Raw genomic sequence first — 18,474 nt, forward strand, 5'->3', positions numbered from 1 at the left:
CTTAGAGCAGCTGTTTCAATTGTCAAACTGTGTTTTTTATTATATCATAAGCAGAATTAACATGGAATTTATGAAAACCATAGCTCATTACACCATAGTCCCTCTTCCTTACAAATGTTAAAATGTGAGAAACAAAAAAATCACTTGTCTTGGCATATAAATATGTCCTGTTTAGTGATTTTTTAATTTTAGGTGAATTTAATCAGTTTTATTGTCTGACGATGAGGGCCGGGCGTGTGCCACCAGCAGAACCACCCCATGTATCAGCCAAATCCCCAGTAAACCAGCCTCCCATAGAAATAAGCCAACCATTTCCTGGTGCTGCAGGAGTACGAAGCATCCAAAAAGCTGTTCTGGGCACAGATATAGTACGGGAGCCTCTGTCAGCAAAAATACGTATTACATCTGCCATGGACAGAGAAAATGCACGTGGCGTTCCACTCGGATCAACCTGAGTTATATCTTCATCAACTGCTGGAAACTCATGCAGGTTAGTTGGAATATTCACAGCAGAGTTGTCTGACCATGTTAAGCCTTCAAGCGCAACGCTTCCTGTATCAAAGTGATCTGCTACAGGCTGAACCATAGCTTGAACTGCGGGATCAAGGTTGCCATACCATGTGTTATTGAAAGTGTCTTGATTATGAAAGCGTGCATGACGAATGGCATCTTCACGGATAATCATATGGTTACTGTTCCCCATATTCTCCAAATAACGGTACCGCTCATTAGCCATAGTAAAGATGGTCCCCGGTGCCATGAGGCTAAAGTTGATTTGGTCGGGTTGGACATTCTCCTCTGGTCCCGGGTTCCCCCAGTTGTTATCAATGGAACCGTTCTGTACGGCTGTCAGGAAGTCTGACAAGTCATCATGGTGGGTAAAGCTTCCATCTGCAGCTAAGAAGTCATTGATACGGTCAGGACTGATCAATTGCCCGTCCACATGGATACCGTAGTAATATTCTCCCGGAATATTGTTTGCTGCTGCGGTCATCTGTGCTGCATCCAAGAGGTAAGAAGTGGTCTCTCCTGCTTGGAGTTGATTGGCCCAGTAAGCCCAGCCTGTTTGGTGGTCGATGACCCAGAAGTTCCCGACTTTCAGGTTATTAGGTAAGGCTGCCCACTGGCTGATGGTCATCGGGGCACGCTCTTGTTGCAGGTTTTGAGCTGCATCATGGGTGACTTCTTCTCCCGGCCAAACTGGTCCGCTGTTATCAAAGCTGTCGCCAGAGGACCAGTAGGCATCTGTACCGACTCCCGGATGCGTGGCGCCGTCTGTGACACCGTCTGTGGCTGTGCTTGTGATCCAGTCACGGGCATGTCCTGCCGCTGCTGTCATCAGGTCTTGGTTGTCCCGGTTGAAGGTAGGCATGAACCATGGGGCATCTTGACCGGAGCGGCTCCAACCAAAGGTCAGGTTGGAGTAGGTGTTGAAGGCTGCCGAGTCATCTACACGGATGTTCAAGTTGTTCTCTGAGGGACGCATGACCGTCCAAGTGTCCACTTGGTCACGGATGGTATTGTTCACTATAGGGGTGAAGTCTGTATCTCCTACTGAGCGTTTCTCCATGAACTCGGAGAGGCGGATACGGGCCATGAGGGGCACATTGCCATAGTTCTCCACGAAGACGTCCTTGTTTTCCGTGTCACGGTTGTAGTAGTCGTGGACACGGCCTCCGGGGATGTTTTCTCGGATGCGGTCATTGATGGCCCGCTGGTTGAAGGCTTGGAAGGCAAAGGTGCCGCCTACCAAGAGCAATAAGAGGGACAGGAGCGCGAGGTTGCGCAGCCGCCGCTGGTTTTTCTTTTCTGGTGTCATAAACTCCTCCTTTGACGTAACCTGTGGTTTAGATTTTCATTACATTTGTATTTCTAATGTTACGTTTACTTTCTGAGTCTATAGTATAAAAAAAAAAAAAAAGGTCAAATGAAATGAGTGTTTGATGAGAAAAGGGTGGGTGGTTTGTCTGGGGGCTTGACTTTTAGGCATGCGAAAAGAAGCCCCGGTTGGAGCTTCTTGACTTTGTGATAGCGTGTGTTTTATGTTTTGTTTTCCTACTTTGCATAATCAATCGCACGTGTTTCGCGAATGACTGTGACTTTGATATTACCCGGATAGTCCATTTCGTCTTCTATGCGATTTTTTACATCCCGTGCTAGAATGACAATTTGGTCATCTGTAAGTTTTTCTGGTTTAACCATGACACGAACTTCACGTCCTGCCTGTAAAGCGAAGGCACTTTCAACGCCTTCAAAGCTAGTTGAGATGTTTTCCAAGTCACGCAGACGTTTGATATAGTTTTCAATCGACTCTCGGCGTGCTCCGGGACGTGCTGCGCTTAGTGCATCAGCTGCAGCAACCAAAGTAGCAATGTTACTGTTAGGCTCTGTATCACCATGGTGACTCGCAATTGCGTTGATAACAATCGGGTTTTCCTTGTACTTACGTGCAAGTTCTGTCCCAATCTCAACGTGACTTCCTTCAACTTCATGATCCAGTGCTTTACCGATATCATGTAAGAAGCCAGCACGTTTAGCAAGGCTCACATTTTCCCCCATCTCACCAGCAAGATTTCCTGCAACATGAGCAACTTCAATCGAATGGTCAAGAACATTTTGACCATAAGAAGTTCGGAAATGTAATCGCCCCATAATCTTCATCAAATCTGGATGCAGGTTATGCGCACCAACTTCAAAGGCCGCTTGCTCACCATACTCACGTATCTTATGGTCTAGAGCCTTGCGGTTTTTCTCAACCAGTTCCTCGATACGTGCAGGATGAATACGACCATCTTGGACCAGTTGTTCCAATGTCATGCGAGCAATTTCTCGTCGAATCGGGTCAAAGCCGGACAAGACAACTGCTTCAGGCGTATCGTCAATAATAACATCAATACCCGTTAAAGCTTCAAAGGTCCGAATATTTCGACCTTCACGCCCGATAATTCGACCTTTCATCCCATCATCAGGTAAGGTTACTACTGACACGGTCTGTTCGGCTACCGAATCGCTAGAAACACGCTGGATAGCAAGTGAAACAATATTCTTCGCACGTTTATCCGCTTCAGCATGCGCTTTTTCCTCGCTCACACGAATAAGCTGTGCCATCTCCTTAGTTAGACCATCACGTGTCTCGCTAAGAATGAGTTCTCTTGCCTCATCCTTAGTCAAAGCAGCGATACGTTCTAATTCTTTTTCTTTCTTTTCTTCAATTTCTAAAAGCTCTTGCTCACGCTTATTGAGTGTATCAGTTTTTTTAGAGAGCGCTTCCTCTTTAGAGTCTAAGCTACGTTCTTTATTCGTAAGTTTGTCATCCTTACGATCTAGAACTTCTTCACGTTGTTTTAGGCGTTGTTCTGTTTCTCTTAACTCCTTACGTTCTTGCTTAAATTCATCTTCGATTTCACGGCGCTGTTTTTGCTCTTCTTCACGAAGATTAAAACGTGCTTCTTTCTTGAAAGCTTCTGCTTCATCCCTGAGGATTTCCGCTTCTTTTCTCACAAGAGCAGCATCACGCTGTGCAGTTGCCGTTATCTCATTAGCCTTGCTTTCTGCTTGCATAAAAAGACTTTCAGCATCCTGCTTGTTTTTCTTAATATTTTGAGCGTAAAAAATAAAGGCAATAACCAATACAATCAATAAGACAAGCAGAACGAGTGATATGACGTTCATCTGTCTCCTTTTATTCATACCTGCTCTATCGCGGTGCGATGGAACAGATAGCTTGATTATAATTCACATGTGCTTCCATAGAAACACTCCTTACATTTTATCATTTTTTGGGATATGTTTCAATTAAGTATTTTACCGCTTTCAAATTTTTAACAGTTTGATTTTAAAAATATTATGTCAATGTCAGTAAAAACAGTGCTTTTTGCGGAAAATAAAAAACCGTGTTCACACACAGTTCTGCTCATTAGAGTAACTCTTTAAGGGCATCCACCTTATCCAAGCGCTCCCATGGAAGATTGACATCGGTACGTCCAAAATGCCCATAAGCTGCAGTTTGCCCATAAATCGGGCGAAGCAAGTCAAGCATCTTTATGATTCCTGCTGGACGTAAATCAAAGTTTTCACGAATAGCTGCCAATAAAGTATCATCTGAAACCTTCCCTGTACCAAATGTATCAATATTAACAGAGGTTGGTGTGGCGACACCAATCGCATAGGACAGTTGTACCTGTGCCTTATCTGCTAAACCAGCAGCCACAATATTTTTAGCTACATAACGTGCTGCATAGGAAGCTGAACGGTCAACCTTTGTTGCATCCTTACCTGAGAAAGCACCACCACCATGTGGAGCATAGCCACCATAAGTGTCCACAATAATTTTACGCCCTGTTAAGCCCGAATCTCCTTGTGGGCCCCCGATAACAAAGCGACCTGTAGGATTGATAAAGTATTTTGTATCTTCATCAAGAAGGTTTGCCGGGATAACTTCCTTAATTACTCTTTCAAGTACATCCTGATGAATCACTTCATTTGTCGCATCAGCTGCATGCTGGGTTGAGATAACGACTGTATCGACACGCTTTACTTGCCCTGTTTCATCGTATTCCACTGTAACTTGTGATTTAGCATCTGGACGCAGGTAAGTAAGCTCTCCAGATTTACGTAAATCTGCCAATTTTTTCACTAATTTGTGACTGAGTGAAATCGCCAGTGGCATATATTCTTCCGTTTCATTGGTAGCATAGCCAAACATCATCCCTTGATCACCCGCACCGATAAGGTCAAGTGGGTCAATGTTTTCTCCCTTTTTCCCTCGAACTTCTTCTGCTTCATTTACCCCTTGGGCAATATCAGGTGACTGCTCTACAAGTGAAACATGGACACCTACTGACTTGTAGTCAAAGCCATTTTCACTGTCTGTATAGCCTATATTTTTAATGGTTTCACGAACCACTCCAGCAATATCAACATAAGCTGAGGTTGATATTTCGCCAAATACATTAACTGTGCCCGTATAAACTACTGTTTCGCAGGCCACATGTGCATCTGGATCTTGTGCCACAATAGCATCAAGAATAGCATCCGAAATTTGGTCAGCCACCTTATCTGGATGCCCCTCTGAAACTGACTCTGATGTGAATAAACGTTTTTCTGACATTTTTTATTTCCCCTACTTCTTAAGTATTTTTCGGTTACAGGCTTAAATGGTAGTGATTACTCACCTGGAGATTACTCTCCCGCCATCGGAAATTGTAACTTCCTTATTTTAGCACAAATTGGAATTTTTTGATATACTTTGCCTAAATGAAAAATCCTTTAGATAAAAAAATTATTTTAGCAGCCAATCCTTGGCTGAAAGATGTTAAAATTCTCGAGCAATCTGTTTCAACCCAGATTGATGCCAAAAGTGATGGACAGGCTAATACTTTATATATGTCTGAAAAGCAGACAGGAATTTATGGTCGCTTTGGTCGGGAGTATTTTGCTAGTCCAGAAGGTGGCATTTATATGACCCTCCTCTTGAAACCCATGGACTCGCTAGAAAGTTTGCCTAATTATACTTTACTCGCAGCGGCCGCCGTTGTCTCAGCCATCGAAAACCTAACAAGCAAAAAACCAGAAATCAAATGGGTAAATGACCTCTACTTGAATGGGAAAAAAATTGTCGGTATTTTAGCCGAAGCTCAGGTTCAAGCAGATAGAAGCCTACAGGTTGCCTTAGGTATCGGGATTAATTTTTATATTCAAAAATTCCCAGAAGAGCTCACGCATAAGGCTGGTTCATTATTTACAGAAAAGCCTTCTATCACACGCTCTGAACTGGTCGCTGAAATATGGTCCGAATTTTACAGACTGTCTAACCGTGACTTTTTCAGCTTTTACAAATCTCGTTCTCTCGTCTTAGGAAAAAAAGTAGAGTTTGAAGAAAATAAAACGCTCTACAGAGGGAAAGCAATGGATTTAACACCTGATGGGAAGCTCATCGTCCAGCTAGAAGATGGGCAACATAAACTCCTATCAAGTGGAGAAATCTCACTCAAAAAATGGACGTGATGGACGTCCATTTTTTTATTTATATTATTAGGAGTTTATGATATTCGGAATTGTTATTTTTTTAAAAGTCTGACCAATCGTCTTTTTTATCATCTTCGACGGGCTCTGCTTCTTTCATCTTACGACCAGAGGAAGACTTACTTTGCCAGCGTTCCGTGTAGCTGGACCAATTTTCTTCTCGGCCTTGTCGATAATCTTGACCTCTTGTATTACTCCCAGCACTTGGGATAATCCAGCTGGCTACAAAGTAGACAAGAATAAAAGTTCCCCAGCTTCCAAAAGCTAAGAGTACATATAAGATACGTACAAAGGTAATGATATCAGGGCTCCAGCCAAAGTACTCGCAAATACCTGCAATTGTACCTGTTAGCATGCGGTTACTTGATGATTTTGTTAATTGTTTTTGAGACACGTTTTCTCCTTTCTAGAAACTGTTTTTCAAATTACTGATAAGAGCTGGGAATAATCCAGCTTGCTATGATGTAGACAAAGACGAGCGTTCCCAAACTTCCTAGAGCGAAGAGCACATATAAAATGCGCATCAGGGTAATTTTATCACGATCGAGACCAAAATACTCACCTAAACCAGCGATAGTACCCGTCAGCATACGATTGTCTAATGACTTTGTTAATTTTTTCTGAGTCATGTTCTCTCCTTTCTAAAAAATTGAGATGAAGCTTACTCAGTCTGCATCTTTAAGCCAAATTGTTCCTGACTTTGTCTCAAGTTCAAAGGTTAATGTTTCTGCTCCAGTGCGCACAACCGCAGCGCCATTACGGCTTGCTTCAAACGGGTTGTCCAAGTTTAGACGTGTTTTATAGCCACCAAAAACAGTGCGGACATGGCCAACAAGTCCAAGGTACTCAGGAACGGAAAGTTTAACATCTCCATTTACATTTTTCACTATGAGTTTGCGGGCTTTATCTTGAGTCTGAGTCAACAAGATATTACCATTTACCAAGTTCACATTTCCATCTTCAAAGGCAGAAGTCACTCTAATATTACCATTTGCTGAATTTAATTTGAGAACATCTGTTGAACCATCCAGAACCTTGATTTCACCGTTTTTAAGTGTAACATCAACCTCTTTATTCAGTGTTTCTGAAAGTTCAACATCTCCATTTACTTGGTCAATTTTTACTTTAGCCGCAGCTACCTTTTCGACTTTAATGTCGCCATGTACAAACTTGAAATCAAAAGTTTCATATGTTTTTTCTGGTAAATAAAGTTCTAAATTAAGAGCAATACGTAAACTGTCTGATGCAGTAATCTCTAAAACTCCATCCACTACCTCTAGCTGAGTTTTTTCTGCTAAATATTCATCAATTTTTTCTGGGGCAACTGCTCCATAAATTTTATACTCTGCTTTCACATGAGCATTTTCCCCTGGATAAACAGCAATCTTACCTGTCTTAATAGCTAAGTTGATTGAGTCAAAATCACCTTCAATGTCTTTTTCCACAGTCTTAACTATAGATTTTACTTTTGGAAAACCTTTAGAAAAGTCAATGTTATCATCAATTGCTTTTGAAGCATCCTTGAAGACGACCTTTCCTTTGGACACGATTTGATCCATAATCCCTTTGAAAGAATCCATAAAGTCAACTTCATGGTTAACAAATCCATCTTTATCGGTGTATTTAAATTTTTCTTTACTTTCTGCTGCCCCTTCTTCAGTCACGGGGCTGGATTTATCAAGTAATTCTAAAGCCTCATCCTCCGAGATAATTCCTCGGCGCATCAAGTCCATAATTCTATCTTTTTTATTCATTTTTTGTTCCTCCTGTTATAGAACTGAGGCATGTCAACCTCTATACTAAGATTATCTCATATTTCGTTGTAGATACTCTCAGCCTTTGGACTGATTTTTTATTTCTACTTTTCCAATAAGAAAAACTGATTCTCTCGAATCAGTTGTTTTATTTTTGAGGTTGGATATATGTGGATAGACTAGCATCGCTAGCTGATATGGTACGATAGCTTACCACATTCAAGCCTTCAACGTTCATTTCTGAAACAAGGATTGAGCCATCTTTGTTTACTTTTTCTACAAAGGCAACATGGCCATATTCCGCAGAAGCACCTGCTACTCCTGGTGGGAAACTCACTGCATAACCAACCTGCGGGATAGTTGTTGTATAGTAGCCTTGAGCTACAGCATTTGCTCCCCAATCGCCACCATTGCCCATATACTGCCCAATTTTACCTCCCAGTTGGAAGATACGGTTGTATACATATTGTGTACAATTTCCCCAAGCGTAACTCGCCGCGCCTGAATACTGAACACCATTATATTCTGGGAATTCCAGACCACTTGGCATAGCTTCAAGTAAAGGGCTCGCAGGAGCTTCAAGATTTCTTAAGTCTTCCGATAAATTCTCGATGTCATCGTATTGTGTCAAATTATATTCTTTAATAATTTGAATCAGTTTCGCTGCATATTCCGGATCAGTTGCGAAAATTCCTTGCAAAGAGCGGGCTGCGTCTTCTACATTATCACTGTTTGTTTTCCAGCTCCCAGCATAAATTTTACTGTTCCATGTTGTCCCATGTAGCATCAAATTAATATAATCTACAAGTGATTGATCATAAGTACTATAAGCACGATAGGTCCCTGAAGATATGGTTACCGACTGCCCGTTAAAAGCACCGATAATGTTGAACAAGTTATGATAGATTGAAGCAACATTACTACGTCCATAGCCAGACTCTAAAATAGCTTGAGCAATGATGAGTGAAGCATAAAGGTTATTTTGCCCTGCAAGCTGTGAAATACGTGGCGCAATACTCTTAATAAAATCTTCGGCTGTTTTGTTATTTATCTTAGTCAAAGGTGGTACAGCAATATTCGTTTTATTAAACTTTATATCGCCATCTGTATTTGCCTGCTTATAAGTCGTTACTGCATCTTGAGCTGTGTAAGCAGGAGCATAGTATACAGGTGCTGATGGAGCGGGCGCTGGTGTGCTCGGAACAGGCTTAGGTTTTTCAGGCTTTGGTGTAGAAGGTTTTGGCTTCTCTGGTTTCGGTTTTTCAGGCTTTGGCTTCTCCGGTTTTTCTGGATCCACTGGTTTCTCAGGGTCTACTGGCTTTTCCGGATCTACTGGTTTCTCCGGATCCACTGGTTCTGTTGGATCTACTGGAGTTTCTGGGTCCACTGGTGTTTCTGGATCTACTGTTTCTCCAGAACCATTGCCGTGATTCAAATCACCACTGTCTGCTTCTCCAAGCACCAAATCGTCAGAAGGTTTAATTTCAAACTCTAAATTAGAATTTACATCTGTAGTAGACACTAAACTATCTGCATGAGCGCTTGCACCAAAAGCTGTAATCCCTAAAACTGCTGCTGCGCTTAGAGTCACTTTTGATAAGGCTTTACGCTCCTTTACCTTCATATGTTTGTATTTTGTTCTAGCCATTGTTAATTTTCTCTCCTCAAAAAATAGAAAACCTATTTTTATCATCTTTTTTTAATAAATAAATTCTCCACTTTATTCTAACAAAAAATACTTCTTTGCTCAACCGATATGAGAAATCATTTTACTTTTATTTCATTATCATTACAAAGTCCTTTTTTAAATTTAATCTGCTATACTAACATCAAGGATAAAATCATGGAAAAATATGTGACTACAAGTGATGGTGTGAAAATTTACTATAAAATTGAGGGAGAGGGGCCTGTCCTTCTTCTTCTGCATGGTAATTCGCAAAGCAGCAGTATCTTTAAACGGCTCATTAAAAGGTTAAAAACGCATTATAGATGTATTTCTATTGATACACGTGGGCACGGTAAGAGTATTTTTAATGGCAAGAAACTCAGTTTTGACCGACTAATGCAAGATGCTTTAGAGGTTATGGAAGCCGAAAGTCTTCAACAGGTCAATCTCCTCGGCTTTAGTGATGGTGCAAATATTGCAATGCTGCTGGCCAGCTGTTATCCTCAACGTATCCATAAGTTGATTCTCAACTCAGGGAATACCACTTATTCAGGACTTTACCTCCCTGTGCGTCTCACAATAAAAGTACTTCCTGTTTTTTCACAGCTTATCTACAAAAATTCACCAGCCTTCAACCTTCTTTTAGATGATGCTCTCCCCAATATCCACAAACTCCAGAATATCACAGCTCCTACTCTTGTCTTGAATAGTCAATTTGATGTGGTCAAAACCGCACATGCACGAGAGATTGCGAAAAATATTCCCCACAGCCAGCTTCTTATCATTCCTTGGGGAAGTCATCTGACTTTTTATTTTCGCCCCAATAATTTCAGCAAACTTGTCTGTGATTTTTTAGAGGGAGCAGTCAATCCAGTAGATTAGTTATTTTCCGCTTTTGCAGGAGTTTATGAATAATTCCTTTTCAGAGGTAGTGGGATAAAAATTACACTCTAGGAGCAACCTTAATCTCTTAAAATGAAAAAACACTCAAGATGAGCATTCGATGCTTTCTCGAGTGTTTTTGCTTTATTTTGGACTTTTATCCTAGCTTCACTTAAAGCTTTTGACCATTTGAAGCGATAACTTCTTTATACCAGTCAAATGATTTTTTCTTAGAACGCTTGAGTGTTCCTTTGCCGTCATTATCCATATCAACGTAGATAAAGCCATAGCGTTTACGCATCTCTCCTGTACCTGCTGATATGAGGTCAATGCAGCCCCATGAAGTGTAACCTATAAGGTCAACTCCTTTTTCAATGGCACGGTTCATCGCTTCAAAATGAGCTTTAAAGTAAGCGATACGATAGTCGTCATTAATCGAACCATCAGCTGCCACTTCATCTTCCATTCCTAAACCATTTTCAACAATGAAGAGAGGAATCTCATAGCGATCATAAAGGTCAATCAGGGTATACTCCAATCCGATCGGATCAATTTGCCAGCCGTACTCACTTGACTCAAGATAAGGATTGGCTGCTCCTCCAACGAGGTTGCCCATCGAAGCTGGTGCCCCATGTTGTTGGGTTACACATATTGTCATGTAGTAACTGAAGGTATACATGTCAACTGTTCCTTTTGCCAAAATATCTAGGTCTTCCTCAGGTATATCAAGTTCTATGTTCTTATTTTTAAAATAGCCCTCAATCAAGGCAGGATACTTCCCGCGCACCTGAACATCCGAAACAAATTTGTTAACCAGCAAATCGTATTCTTTTGTCTGCAAGACATCTTCAGGACTTGAAGTCAAAGGATACATGGTGATATGGGCCATCATACAACCTATTTCAAAGTTTGGATTAATTTCTTTGGCTTTTATTATGGCCTTTGCGCTAGCCACCATGGCATGATGCAATGCTTGGAAGCGATTCTGTTCGTTTGAGGGAATCTCATCTAAAGGAAACGCTCCTTTAGGGTGCAAGCCTAAAACGGTCAATTCACCATGCGGCATTGTTCCAAAGTTTAATTCATTGAATGTAATCCAATATTTGACTTTGTTTTTGTAACGTTCAAAACAAGTGGTTGCGTAGTGGACAAAATGGTCAATGGTCTCACGGCTAAGAAAACCATTATATTTTTCCATAAGCCCTAAGGGTATTTCAAAGTGGCTCAAAGTGACTAGAGGTTCAATCCCGTATTTGAGACATTCATCAAACACTTTGTCATAGAAGGCTAAACCGGCTTCATTAGGCTCCAGTTCATCACCTTGGGGGAAAATTCTGGACCAGTTGATACTGAGACGAAATACTTTGAAGCCCATCTCTGCAAACATGGCGATATCTTCTTTGTAATGATGATAAAAATCAATCGCCTTGTGAGACGGATAATAGGTTTCTAAATCCAAAGTCGGTGTGAAAACGCGTGACTTTCCACGCCCACCTACTGTTTTCATATCGGCTACGTTCAACCCTTTACCGTCTAGATCAAAAGCACCTTCTAACTGATTGGCTGCTGTCGCACCGCCCCATAAAAAATTATCTTTAAATGTCATCTCTACTCCTTTTAACTGAATTCACCCTCCTATGAAGTGAGTGAAAATAGATAAAAATGCGAACCTGCTTAACAGCAGAACCAGCAATTTTCCTAATTTTCATCACTTCTAAGCAGTCGGTTTTATATCTTACTCAGCTATAACTGTTAACAGTACATCTTCCCTACCTACACGCTTGGTGTCTGTAGACAGTACATTTCCATAGCTCTTAGTATTGGTTACCACTATTGGCACCTGCACATTATAGCCTACATTTTTAATCGCATCTATGTCAAACTTAAGGAGCAAATCTCCCTTTTTAACCTCTTGTCCTTGGGAGACAAAGGCTTCAAAATGTTTGCCTTCTAATTCAACCGTGTTAATACCCACATGAATTAAAAGTTCTACGCCTTGATTAGACTTTAAACCAATGGCATGCTTTGATGGGAAAAGTGTTTCAATCACACCATCAAATGGTGCATAAACTTCACCTATAGAAGGATCAATCACTGCTCCTTTTCCGAGTGCTTCAGAAGAAAAGGCAGGATCTGCAGCCTCAACTAAAGGAATTACTTCTCCTTCCAAAGGCGCGGAAATTAAGCTGTCTTGAGTATTTACCACTTGCTTACCAAGAGCTGCTTGTTTGGCTTCTTCGTGACTCATGGCTTGTTCAACATTCCCGTCTTCGAAACCAACAAGCCAAGTGGCAACAAAGCTCACCACTACAGTAGCAGCTGCAATCAATGCAAAAGTAATTGCTGGAGTAATATCGCCTTCATAAGTAATGTAACCTGGGAAGCTAAAGACACCTAGTCCACCCATTTGATAAACCTGTTGTCCTAATACTAGACTAATTCCCCCTCCCAAGCTGGCAACGACACATGATACCCAGAATGGACGCTTTTTAGGTAGGGAAATACCATAAATAGCTGGTTCCGTTACACCAAACCATCCTGAAATAAAGGCTGGGATAGCTAACTCACGCAAGCGTTTATCTTTTGTTTTCAACATCACCGCACCAACAGCTCCCGTTTGTGCAAATGAAGCTGTACCCGCAGCAGCCAAAATTGCTGTAGGTTCACCTTGAGCTGTCGCCATAATTGCAAATGGAATCAACGCCCAATGTAGGCCAAACATAACCAAAATCTGCCAAGAAAAGCCAAGGAGTAAGCCAAAGAGCAAAGGACTGAAGCCTTGAAGTGCGATAAAGCCATCTCCCAGCAAGTCCGCCGCAATATTCATCACTGGTCCAACCACCAAGAAGCCGATTGGGATAACGATGAGAGCGGTGAAAAATGGCACCAAGAAGAGTTTTACCATATCAGGAATGATTTTCTTAAGCTGTCTTTCCAAAAAGGCAGCGAAAGCAGCAATAGCAATAATCGGCATAACAGATGAAGCATAGCCTGCTGTTGGAACAGAAAATGGAATTCCAAAGAAATTCAAGCCGCCTGCTTCTGCAAACTTAGCCGTAATACTGCCGTCTAAAAATCCAGGATAAACAATAGCAGTCGCAATCATCATCCCCAAGAAAGGTGAGCCTCTAAATTTTTTCATGGCGGTGTAGCCAATAAAAATTGGTAGGAACATGAACAAACCATCACCCATTGCATTCAAAACGGCATAAGTCGGTGAAGCTTGGAAGTTTGCCCCTAAAGCAAATGAGAAAATAGCTGCCAAACCTTTAATCATACCGGCACCAGCAAGCGCTGGCAATATCGGTTGAAAAATACCTGAAACCATCTCAACAAAGCGGTTAAAGAGACTGCCTGTTGGTGCTTCTTCTGTTTCTTCAAGCACACCAAGTACAGCATCTACATCGCTACGTACATCAGGGACATGATTCCCGATAACCACTTGATACTGCCCCCCTGCTTGAATAACCGTTACAATGCCGTCAGTTTCTTTTAATACATCTGTATTCGCTTTGCTCTCATCTTTCAGTTTAAAGCGCAAACGCGTGATACAATTCGTCAGTGAGGCTACATTTTCCTTGCCCCCAACTTGCTTCACAATTTCATTTGCAAGCTTTTCATACTTACCCATCATCTTCTCCTATTTGTTATATTTTTATAGCGTTTATTAAATAATATTGACATCATCTATCAAAGCTGCTGCTGCCTCATCCAAAATAAAGGTTACATTTGGGTGTGTACGCAAGATGCTCGCAGGAATGTCCTCGGTGATTGGACCAGAAATTACTTTTTGCATGATTTCGGCCTTACCTGCACCTGATGCAAAGACGACCAACTGTTTGCTCTTCAATACTGCACGTGGACCAAATGTAACAATCTTTTCTCCTGGAAGTTCCGGTGTCAAAGTCAAAAGTTGCTCATACAACTTATGCCCAGGTGCGATAGGAATTTCAAAAATTCCTTTATCAAAGCTGGTAAAGCCTGGCATGTTGGCACAAAAATGACCATCGGTACCCACACCCAGCACCATCAAATCAATGCCCCCATTCATCATCAATTCACGTTCATAATCTTGAATGCCATCCACTGGCAGTGGATGAATATTCGCTCTGTCAATGTCCGTATGATTATAAAATGCTTGGTTAAGATCCCCCATAGTAAAGTTAGACTCAGCTTTAGGCAGAGGAACCTCATCGAAATTGTAATAATGAATGTTTGATTGATCCATGCGCAAAGCTTTACGGCGTTCAATCAAAATTTTATACATCCCTAAAGGGGTTACTCCTGCAGTCAAAGATAAATTGACACGCTGTGGCAACATCATTTTTTCAAGTACCATAGCTGCAGCAATCTCACTCAATGACTCATAATCTTTGGTAACAACAATCTTCATAAAACTCCCTTTTCTCGTTTATTTACTTCACTCTTTTTCATAATACGGCTCAAATGAACCATCAGGTAAAATTGCTCATCTGGTGAAATTTCGTAATTGTATTGTTTTTTGATGAAATCCTTTACTTTCTCGACTGTTTCAAAACTTTCTGGATATTTGTTTTTCATCATCTCAAACATCTCGCTGTCATGACCATTATGCAAATCGCCTTCTAACTTTTTGTGCGTTAAAATTCGTTCTGTGAAAAACTTCAAGTGTGTTTTGAAACGTTGAAAATAAATGTCATCGTCATCAAAGCTGGTCTTCAAGCTGTACTTGATAACCGTTAAAATTTCTTCCATAAGTTTAAGCAAAACTTCTGCTGCAGAGTTTTCGTTAGACAGACTTGCACTCACAATATGTAAAACAATAAATCCTACTTCATCTTCAGTAAAATCAATGTGCATCTCCTCGGAAACTTTAGTCATCGCCTCTCGACAAATCTCAAATTCTTCCCTGAAGATATTTTTCACATCCCATAGCAAGAAATTTTTCATGGATACACCTTCTTTAGAACGAATCACAGCCCCGTTTAAATGGTCTGCAATAGCGACAAAAAGTGCATCTGAGATTTCCGTCTCAAGCTTTTCTTTCACCATCCTAACGATATAATCTGCTGCATAAAGGATTTCTTGAGGAATACTTTCTAACAGTTGGTCAGATCCTTTATTCTCTAAGGTGTAAAGCCTTTCAATCTGACTTTTTTCACACAGCTCACCAACTTTTCTACCAAAAGCAATTCCTTTCCCCATAGCAATTTTTTCTTGACCTTGGTCGTCTATAACTAAGACCGTATTATTGTTAAGTATTTTGTTAATTTTCATTTTTTTAGACCCAAAAATTTTTGACAGAAAAAAAGACGAAATCAAAAGAAGAACTTCCCTATGAAAAGCTTACTTTTGATTTCGCCTAATTTAATAGTCACGACTTAATTGATAAACTCAGTATATAATATTCAAAAAAAACTGTCAAGCGATATGTATGCGCTTTCTGATTTTTTATTGATATTAGATGTCAAATTTGTTACTTTCACTCTCTAAAAAACAGGTTTTTAAAGACCTATTTTCTAACACAAAAATGTCTGCCATCGCTGGCAAACATTGCTTTAAACATTTTTTAGTTTTAACATGACTTATTTTATTTCGTGCGCTTCGTAATATTTTTTAGCATGACCATCACGAGACCTTCAAATTTTTCAGTGTCCTTTGTGATATCTATTCCTTTTTCTAGTGATACTGCCGCACTCCAACCTATAGCTTCTGTAATCGCAGCAGCAATCGAAGCATTGATGACATTTCCAACTCCTGGGATTAAACGAGACAGCGATCTCCCAATATACGGAATAAGGGTTACTCTTATAAAATTAACCACAAATTTATCATTAAATTTCTCACCATATATTTTATAAATCTTTCGCAACATTCTTAACTGAATAGGAACCAAGATTAAGGCATCTGCAATAGGCAGAGGCAAAGCACCTACCCCAGCAGCTGTAAGTGAAGCGCCGTGAATCGTTGTACGAACCTTTTGGAGCTTATCACGGCTTATTATTTTCTTGACACTGTCGGTTGTTTGAACATTTGAGAATTCTGAAAATTCTTCACTATTCCGCTTTTGAGTTAGTCCCAAGCCTTTCTTCTTTGTTGAAAATTTCGTTATTCCTACCATATTTTCTCCTTTAAAATAAAGTAAATTTAAGATAGATTTTTAAATTTGTCTTAATTTTGTTTGATTTCAAGTGTCTTCTCTTTTCTCGCACCTGCTGTGTTCTCTAAGATATCAATCAAGAAACTTTTTGCTCCTTCCTTAAGTTTAACATTTTCTTTAGATATTTTGAGTTCTATTGACTTTTTCTTTTTTGATGGATAAAAATGTACGTGACAAAAATAAAAACGCTTGTCATTGCTGACAAACGTTGAATTAATAATATTTACAAAGCTAATTAAGCCTTGTTTGCTGAACCGAAAACATCGATGCGTTCTTCTACTGCTGCAGTGATTGCATCAACACCTGGTTTCAAGAATTTACGTGGATCGAAGAGTTTTTTCTTCATGTATTCAGCTTCGTTAGCTTCAAATTCAGCGGCAAATTCACGAGTTGCTTTTGCAAATGCAAGTTGGCACTCTGTGTTTACGTTGATTTTAGCTACACCGTTAGCGATTGCTTCGCGGATTTGATCGTCAGGGATACCTGAACCACCGTGCAATACGATAGGAACATTTTTACCCATAGCTTCAACAAGGGCTTCGTTCAATTTAGTCAAGTGATCGATGTGGAGACCTTTCCAGTTTTCTGGGTAAGGGCCGTGGATGTTACCGATACCAGCTGCAAGGAAGTCAACGCCAAGTTTAGCCATTGCTACTGCATCTTCGATAGGAGCAAGTTCACCTTCACCGATGATACCATCTTCCTCACCACCGATAGAGCCAACTTCACACTCAACAGAGATGCCTTTAGCATGTGCTTTTGTGATAACTTCTTCAGCGAGTTTAAGGTTTTCTTCAATTGGAAGGTGTGAACCGTCAAACATCAATGAAGAGTAACCAACTTCGATACATTCCAAAGCATCTTCAAAGTGACCGTGGTCAAGGTGAATAGCTACTGGTACAGTGATACCCATTGACTCCACAAGTGTTTCAATGAGGAGCTTACAGAGTTTGTAGCCTCCCATATACTTTGCAGCACCCATTGAAGTTTGGATAAGTACTGGAGTCTTTTTAGCTTCTGCTGCACGCAAGATAGCTTGAGTCCATTCAAGATTGTTTGTGTTGAAACCACCAATCGCGTAACCATTGTCACGAGCGGCTTGTACGAATTTTTCTGCTGAAACGATTCCCATTTCAAATTCCTCCGAATATTTTCTATTACCGTCTTAGTATAGCATTTTGTGAACTGTTTTTCTAGTTATAAGTGATGAATGCGCTTGTATTCTGGATTTTTTAGAAAAAAACGGCTGATTTTTTGAGGGATTTGGACCTATACCATAAATAGAGAAAAATGAGACTGCAGCGATTTTCTATATTTCTCTTTGCATTGGGAAAAACAAAAAATCACTCAGCCTTGATACAGAGGAATAACTTGGCTAAGGGACTTTATTTTTGACTTAGAAAACTTATACTGTCTAATGAACAATCAGGGGAGGGCGAATACCACCACTAAGGCGAGAAAGTCCCACTTCTTCCGTCGCAAGTAATCTGCCATGTGTATTTATAAGCCATGCATAACCTGAAGCTCCAGGGGTGCGAATCCACCACCAAGCATTATCAGCTGCTAGACGCTCTAAACGTCCAGTAAAAGCGGTCCCAGGGCCTGATAGGCGTGCTACATCTGCTAAAGAAAGCGCAAAAGCACGGGGCGTACCTGTTGAAACAACTGTAGTCACATCTGCAGCAATTTCTGGGAAGTTATCTAGATTATTAGGCACCCAACGCGCAGGATCTGACCATGTAACATCTGCATCTGGCACTGCTCCTGTCACAAAGCTGTCTGACACAGGCTGTACCATGGCTTGAACTTCTGGGTCAAGAGTATCATACCACTGATTGAGACGAGTATTCTGATTATTCCAAGAAACATTTACAATCGCATGATTCCGAATAATCAAATGGTTCCCACCACCTTGATTCTCCAGATAACGGTACTGCTCCCCAGCCATAGTAAAGATGGTCCCCGGTGCCATGAGGCTAAAGTTGATTTGGTCGGGTTGGACATTCTCC

Annotated in this window: 15 protein-coding genes and 1 pseudogene; 2 read left to right on the plus strand and 14 right to left on the minus strand. The window is 40.7% G+C overall.

What is annotated here, in order from left to right; genetic code table 11:
• Positions 1-208: 208 nt before the first annotated feature.
• The 3 genes from ACGHCK_RS07340 to metK form a co-directional block, all read right to left on the minus strand.
• Positions 209-1,819: a hypothetical protein gene (locus ACGHCK_RS07340; protein ID WP_394304520.1), complete on the minus strand. Its 1,611-nt coding sequence runs from the start codon at positions 1,817-1,819 to the stop codon at positions 209-211.
• 236 nt (positions 1,820-2,055) lie between these two features.
• Positions 2,056-3,672, minus strand: a complete 1,617-nt coding sequence (gene rny / locus ACGHCK_RS07345; protein WP_251423171.1) for a ribonuclease Y — start codon at positions 3,670-3,672, stop codon at positions 2,056-2,058.
• A gap of 244 nt (positions 3,673-3,916) precedes the next feature.
• Positions 3,917-5,110 (minus strand): methionine adenosyltransferase, encoded by a 1,194-nt coding sequence (gene metK / locus ACGHCK_RS07350; protein WP_251423173.1) that lies wholly within the window; start codon positions 5,108-5,110, stop codon positions 3,917-3,919.
• Positions 5,111-5,256: 146 nt separating this feature from the next.
• On the opposite strand from metK, the gene ACGHCK_RS07355 reads away from it, so the two are divergent.
• Positions 5,257-6,006: a biotin--[acetyl-CoA-carboxylase] ligase gene (locus ACGHCK_RS07355; protein WP_251423176.1), complete on the plus strand. Its 750-nt coding sequence runs from the start codon at positions 5,257-5,259 to the stop codon at positions 6,004-6,006.
• A gap of 61 nt (positions 6,007-6,067) precedes the next feature.
• Here ACGHCK_RS07355 and ACGHCK_RS07360 read toward each other — a convergent pair whose 3' ends face one another.
• The 4 genes from ACGHCK_RS07360 to ACGHCK_RS07375 all read right to left on the minus strand — a co-directional run bounded on the left by ACGHCK_RS07360 (position 6,068) and on the right by ACGHCK_RS07375 (position 9,426).
• Positions 6,068-6,418 (minus strand): PspC domain-containing protein, encoded by a 351-nt coding sequence (locus ACGHCK_RS07360; protein ID WP_251423179.1) that lies wholly within the window; start codon positions 6,416-6,418, stop codon positions 6,068-6,070.
• A gap of 31 nt (positions 6,419-6,449) precedes the next feature.
• Complete coding sequence (locus tag ACGHCK_RS07365) at positions 6,450-6,653, minus strand: PspC domain-containing protein (RefSeq protein WP_202231441.1); 204 nt, start codon at positions 6,651-6,653, stop codon at positions 6,450-6,452.
• A gap of 36 nt (positions 6,654-6,689) precedes the next feature.
• Positions 6,690-7,778 carry a DUF4097 family beta strand repeat-containing protein gene (locus tag ACGHCK_RS07370; RefSeq protein WP_251423182.1) on the minus strand — a complete coding sequence of 363 codons (1,089 nt, stop codon included), beginning with the start codon at positions 7,776-7,778 and terminating at the stop codon, positions 6,690-6,692.
• A 148-nt stretch (positions 7,779-7,926) separates the two neighbouring features.
• A complete protein-coding gene (locus ACGHCK_RS07375; RefSeq protein WP_251423184.1) occupies positions 7,927-9,426 on the minus strand; it encodes a glucosaminidase domain-containing protein in 1,500 nt (499 codons plus the stop codon).
• Positions 9,427-9,621: 195 nt separating this feature from the next.
• Here ACGHCK_RS07375 and ACGHCK_RS07380 point away from each other — a divergent pair, with 195 nt between their 5' ends.
• Positions 9,622-10,326, plus strand: a complete 705-nt coding sequence (locus ACGHCK_RS07380; protein ID WP_251423186.1) for an alpha/beta fold hydrolase — start codon at positions 9,622-9,624, stop codon at positions 10,324-10,326.
• 172 nt (positions 10,327-10,498) lie between these two features.
• Here ACGHCK_RS07380 and ACGHCK_RS07385 read toward each other — a convergent pair whose 3' ends face one another.
• The 7 genes and pseudogenes from ACGHCK_RS07385 to ACGHCK_RS07415 form a co-directional block, all read right to left on the minus strand.
• Complete coding sequence (locus tag ACGHCK_RS07385; RefSeq protein WP_202231437.1) at positions 10,499-11,932, minus strand: glycoside hydrolase family 1 protein; 1,434 nt, start codon at positions 11,930-11,932, stop codon at positions 10,499-10,501.
• Between the two features lie 129 nt (positions 11,933-12,061).
• Entirely contained in the window at positions 12,062-13,957 is a 1,896-nt protein-coding gene (locus tag ACGHCK_RS07390; protein WP_251423189.1) for a beta-glucoside-specific PTS transporter subunit IIABC, read from the minus strand.
• Positions 13,958-13,993: 36 nt separating this feature from the next.
• On the minus strand, positions 13,994-14,719 hold the full coding sequence (locus ACGHCK_RS07395; RefSeq protein WP_251423192.1) for a glucosamine-6-phosphate deaminase: 726 nt from the start codon (positions 14,717-14,719) through the stop codon (positions 13,994-13,996).
• A complete protein-coding gene (locus tag ACGHCK_RS07400; protein WP_251423195.1) occupies positions 14,716-15,582 on the minus strand; it encodes a PRD domain-containing protein in 867 nt (288 codons plus the stop codon). Before ACGHCK_RS07400 ends, ACGHCK_RS07395 begins: the two co-directional genes overlap by 4 nt.
• A gap of 313 nt (positions 15,583-15,895) precedes the next feature.
• Entirely contained in the window at positions 15,896-16,426 is a 531-nt protein-coding gene (locus ACGHCK_RS07405; RefSeq protein WP_251423198.1) for a YcjF family protein, read from the minus strand.
• 274 nt (positions 16,427-16,700) lie between these two features.
• On the minus strand, positions 16,701-17,597 hold the full coding sequence (locus ACGHCK_RS07410) for a class II fructose-bisphosphate aldolase (RefSeq protein ID WP_251423200.1): 897 nt from the start codon (positions 17,595-17,597) through the stop codon (positions 16,701-16,703).
• 282 nt (positions 17,598-17,879) lie between these two features.
• A pseudogene (locus tag ACGHCK_RS07415) lies at positions 17,880-18,474 on the minus strand (hypothetical protein); the annotation flags it as partial.

Origin of the sequence: Lactococcus muris, from assembly GCF_042849115.1 — a bacterium.
Lineage (GTDB): Bacteria > Bacillota > Bacilli > Lactobacillales > Streptococcaceae > Lactococcus > Lactococcus muris.

Coding starts and splice junctions, on each gene's coding strand:
- ACGHCK_RS07340 (WP_394304520.1), bottom strand. CDS start 1,819: ATGACACCAGAAAAGAAAAACCAGCGGCGGCTGCGCAACCTCGCGCTC.
- rny (WP_251423171.1), bottom strand. CDS start 3,672: ATGAACGTCATATCACTCGTTCTGCTTGTCTTATTGATTGTATTGGTT.
- metK (WP_251423173.1), bottom strand. CDS start 5,110: ATGTCAGAAAAACGTTTATTCACATCAGAGTCAGTTTCAGAGGGGCAT.
- ACGHCK_RS07355 (WP_251423176.1), top strand. CDS start 5,257: ATGAAAAATCCTTTAGATAAAAAAATTATTTTAGCAGCCAATCCTTGG.
- ACGHCK_RS07365 (WP_202231441.1), bottom strand. CDS start 6,653: ATGACTCAGAAAAAATTAACAAAGTCATTAGACAATCGTATGCTGACG.
- ACGHCK_RS07370 (WP_251423182.1), bottom strand. CDS start 7,778: ATGAATAAAAAAGATAGAATTATGGACTTGATGCGCCGAGGAATTATC.
- ACGHCK_RS07375 (WP_251423184.1), bottom strand. CDS start 9,426: ATGGCTAGAACAAAATACAAACATATGAAGGTAAAGGAGCGTAAAGCC.
- ACGHCK_RS07380 (WP_251423186.1), top strand. CDS start 9,622: ATGGAAAAATATGTGACTACAAGTGATGGTGTGAAAATTTACTATAAA.
- ACGHCK_RS07385 (WP_202231437.1), bottom strand. CDS start 11,932: ATGACATTTAAAGATAATTTTTTATGGGGCGGTGCGACAGCAGCCAAT.
- ACGHCK_RS07390 (WP_251423189.1), bottom strand. CDS start 13,957: ATGGGTAAGTATGAAAAGCTTGCAAATGAAATTGTGAAGCAAGTTGGG.
- ACGHCK_RS07395 (WP_251423192.1), bottom strand. CDS start 14,719: ATGAAGATTGTTGTTACCAAAGATTATGAGTCATTGAGTGAGATTGCT.
- ACGHCK_RS07400 (WP_251423195.1), bottom strand. CDS start 15,582: ATGAAAATTAACAAAATACTTAACAATAATACGGTCTTAGTTATAGAC.
- ACGHCK_RS07405 (WP_251423198.1), bottom strand. CDS start 16,426: ATGGTAGGAATAACGAAATTTTCAACAAAGAAGAAAGGCTTGGGACTA.
- ACGHCK_RS07410 (WP_251423200.1), bottom strand. CDS start 17,597: ATGGGAATCGTTTCAGCAGAAAAATTCGTACAAGCCGCTCGTGACAAT.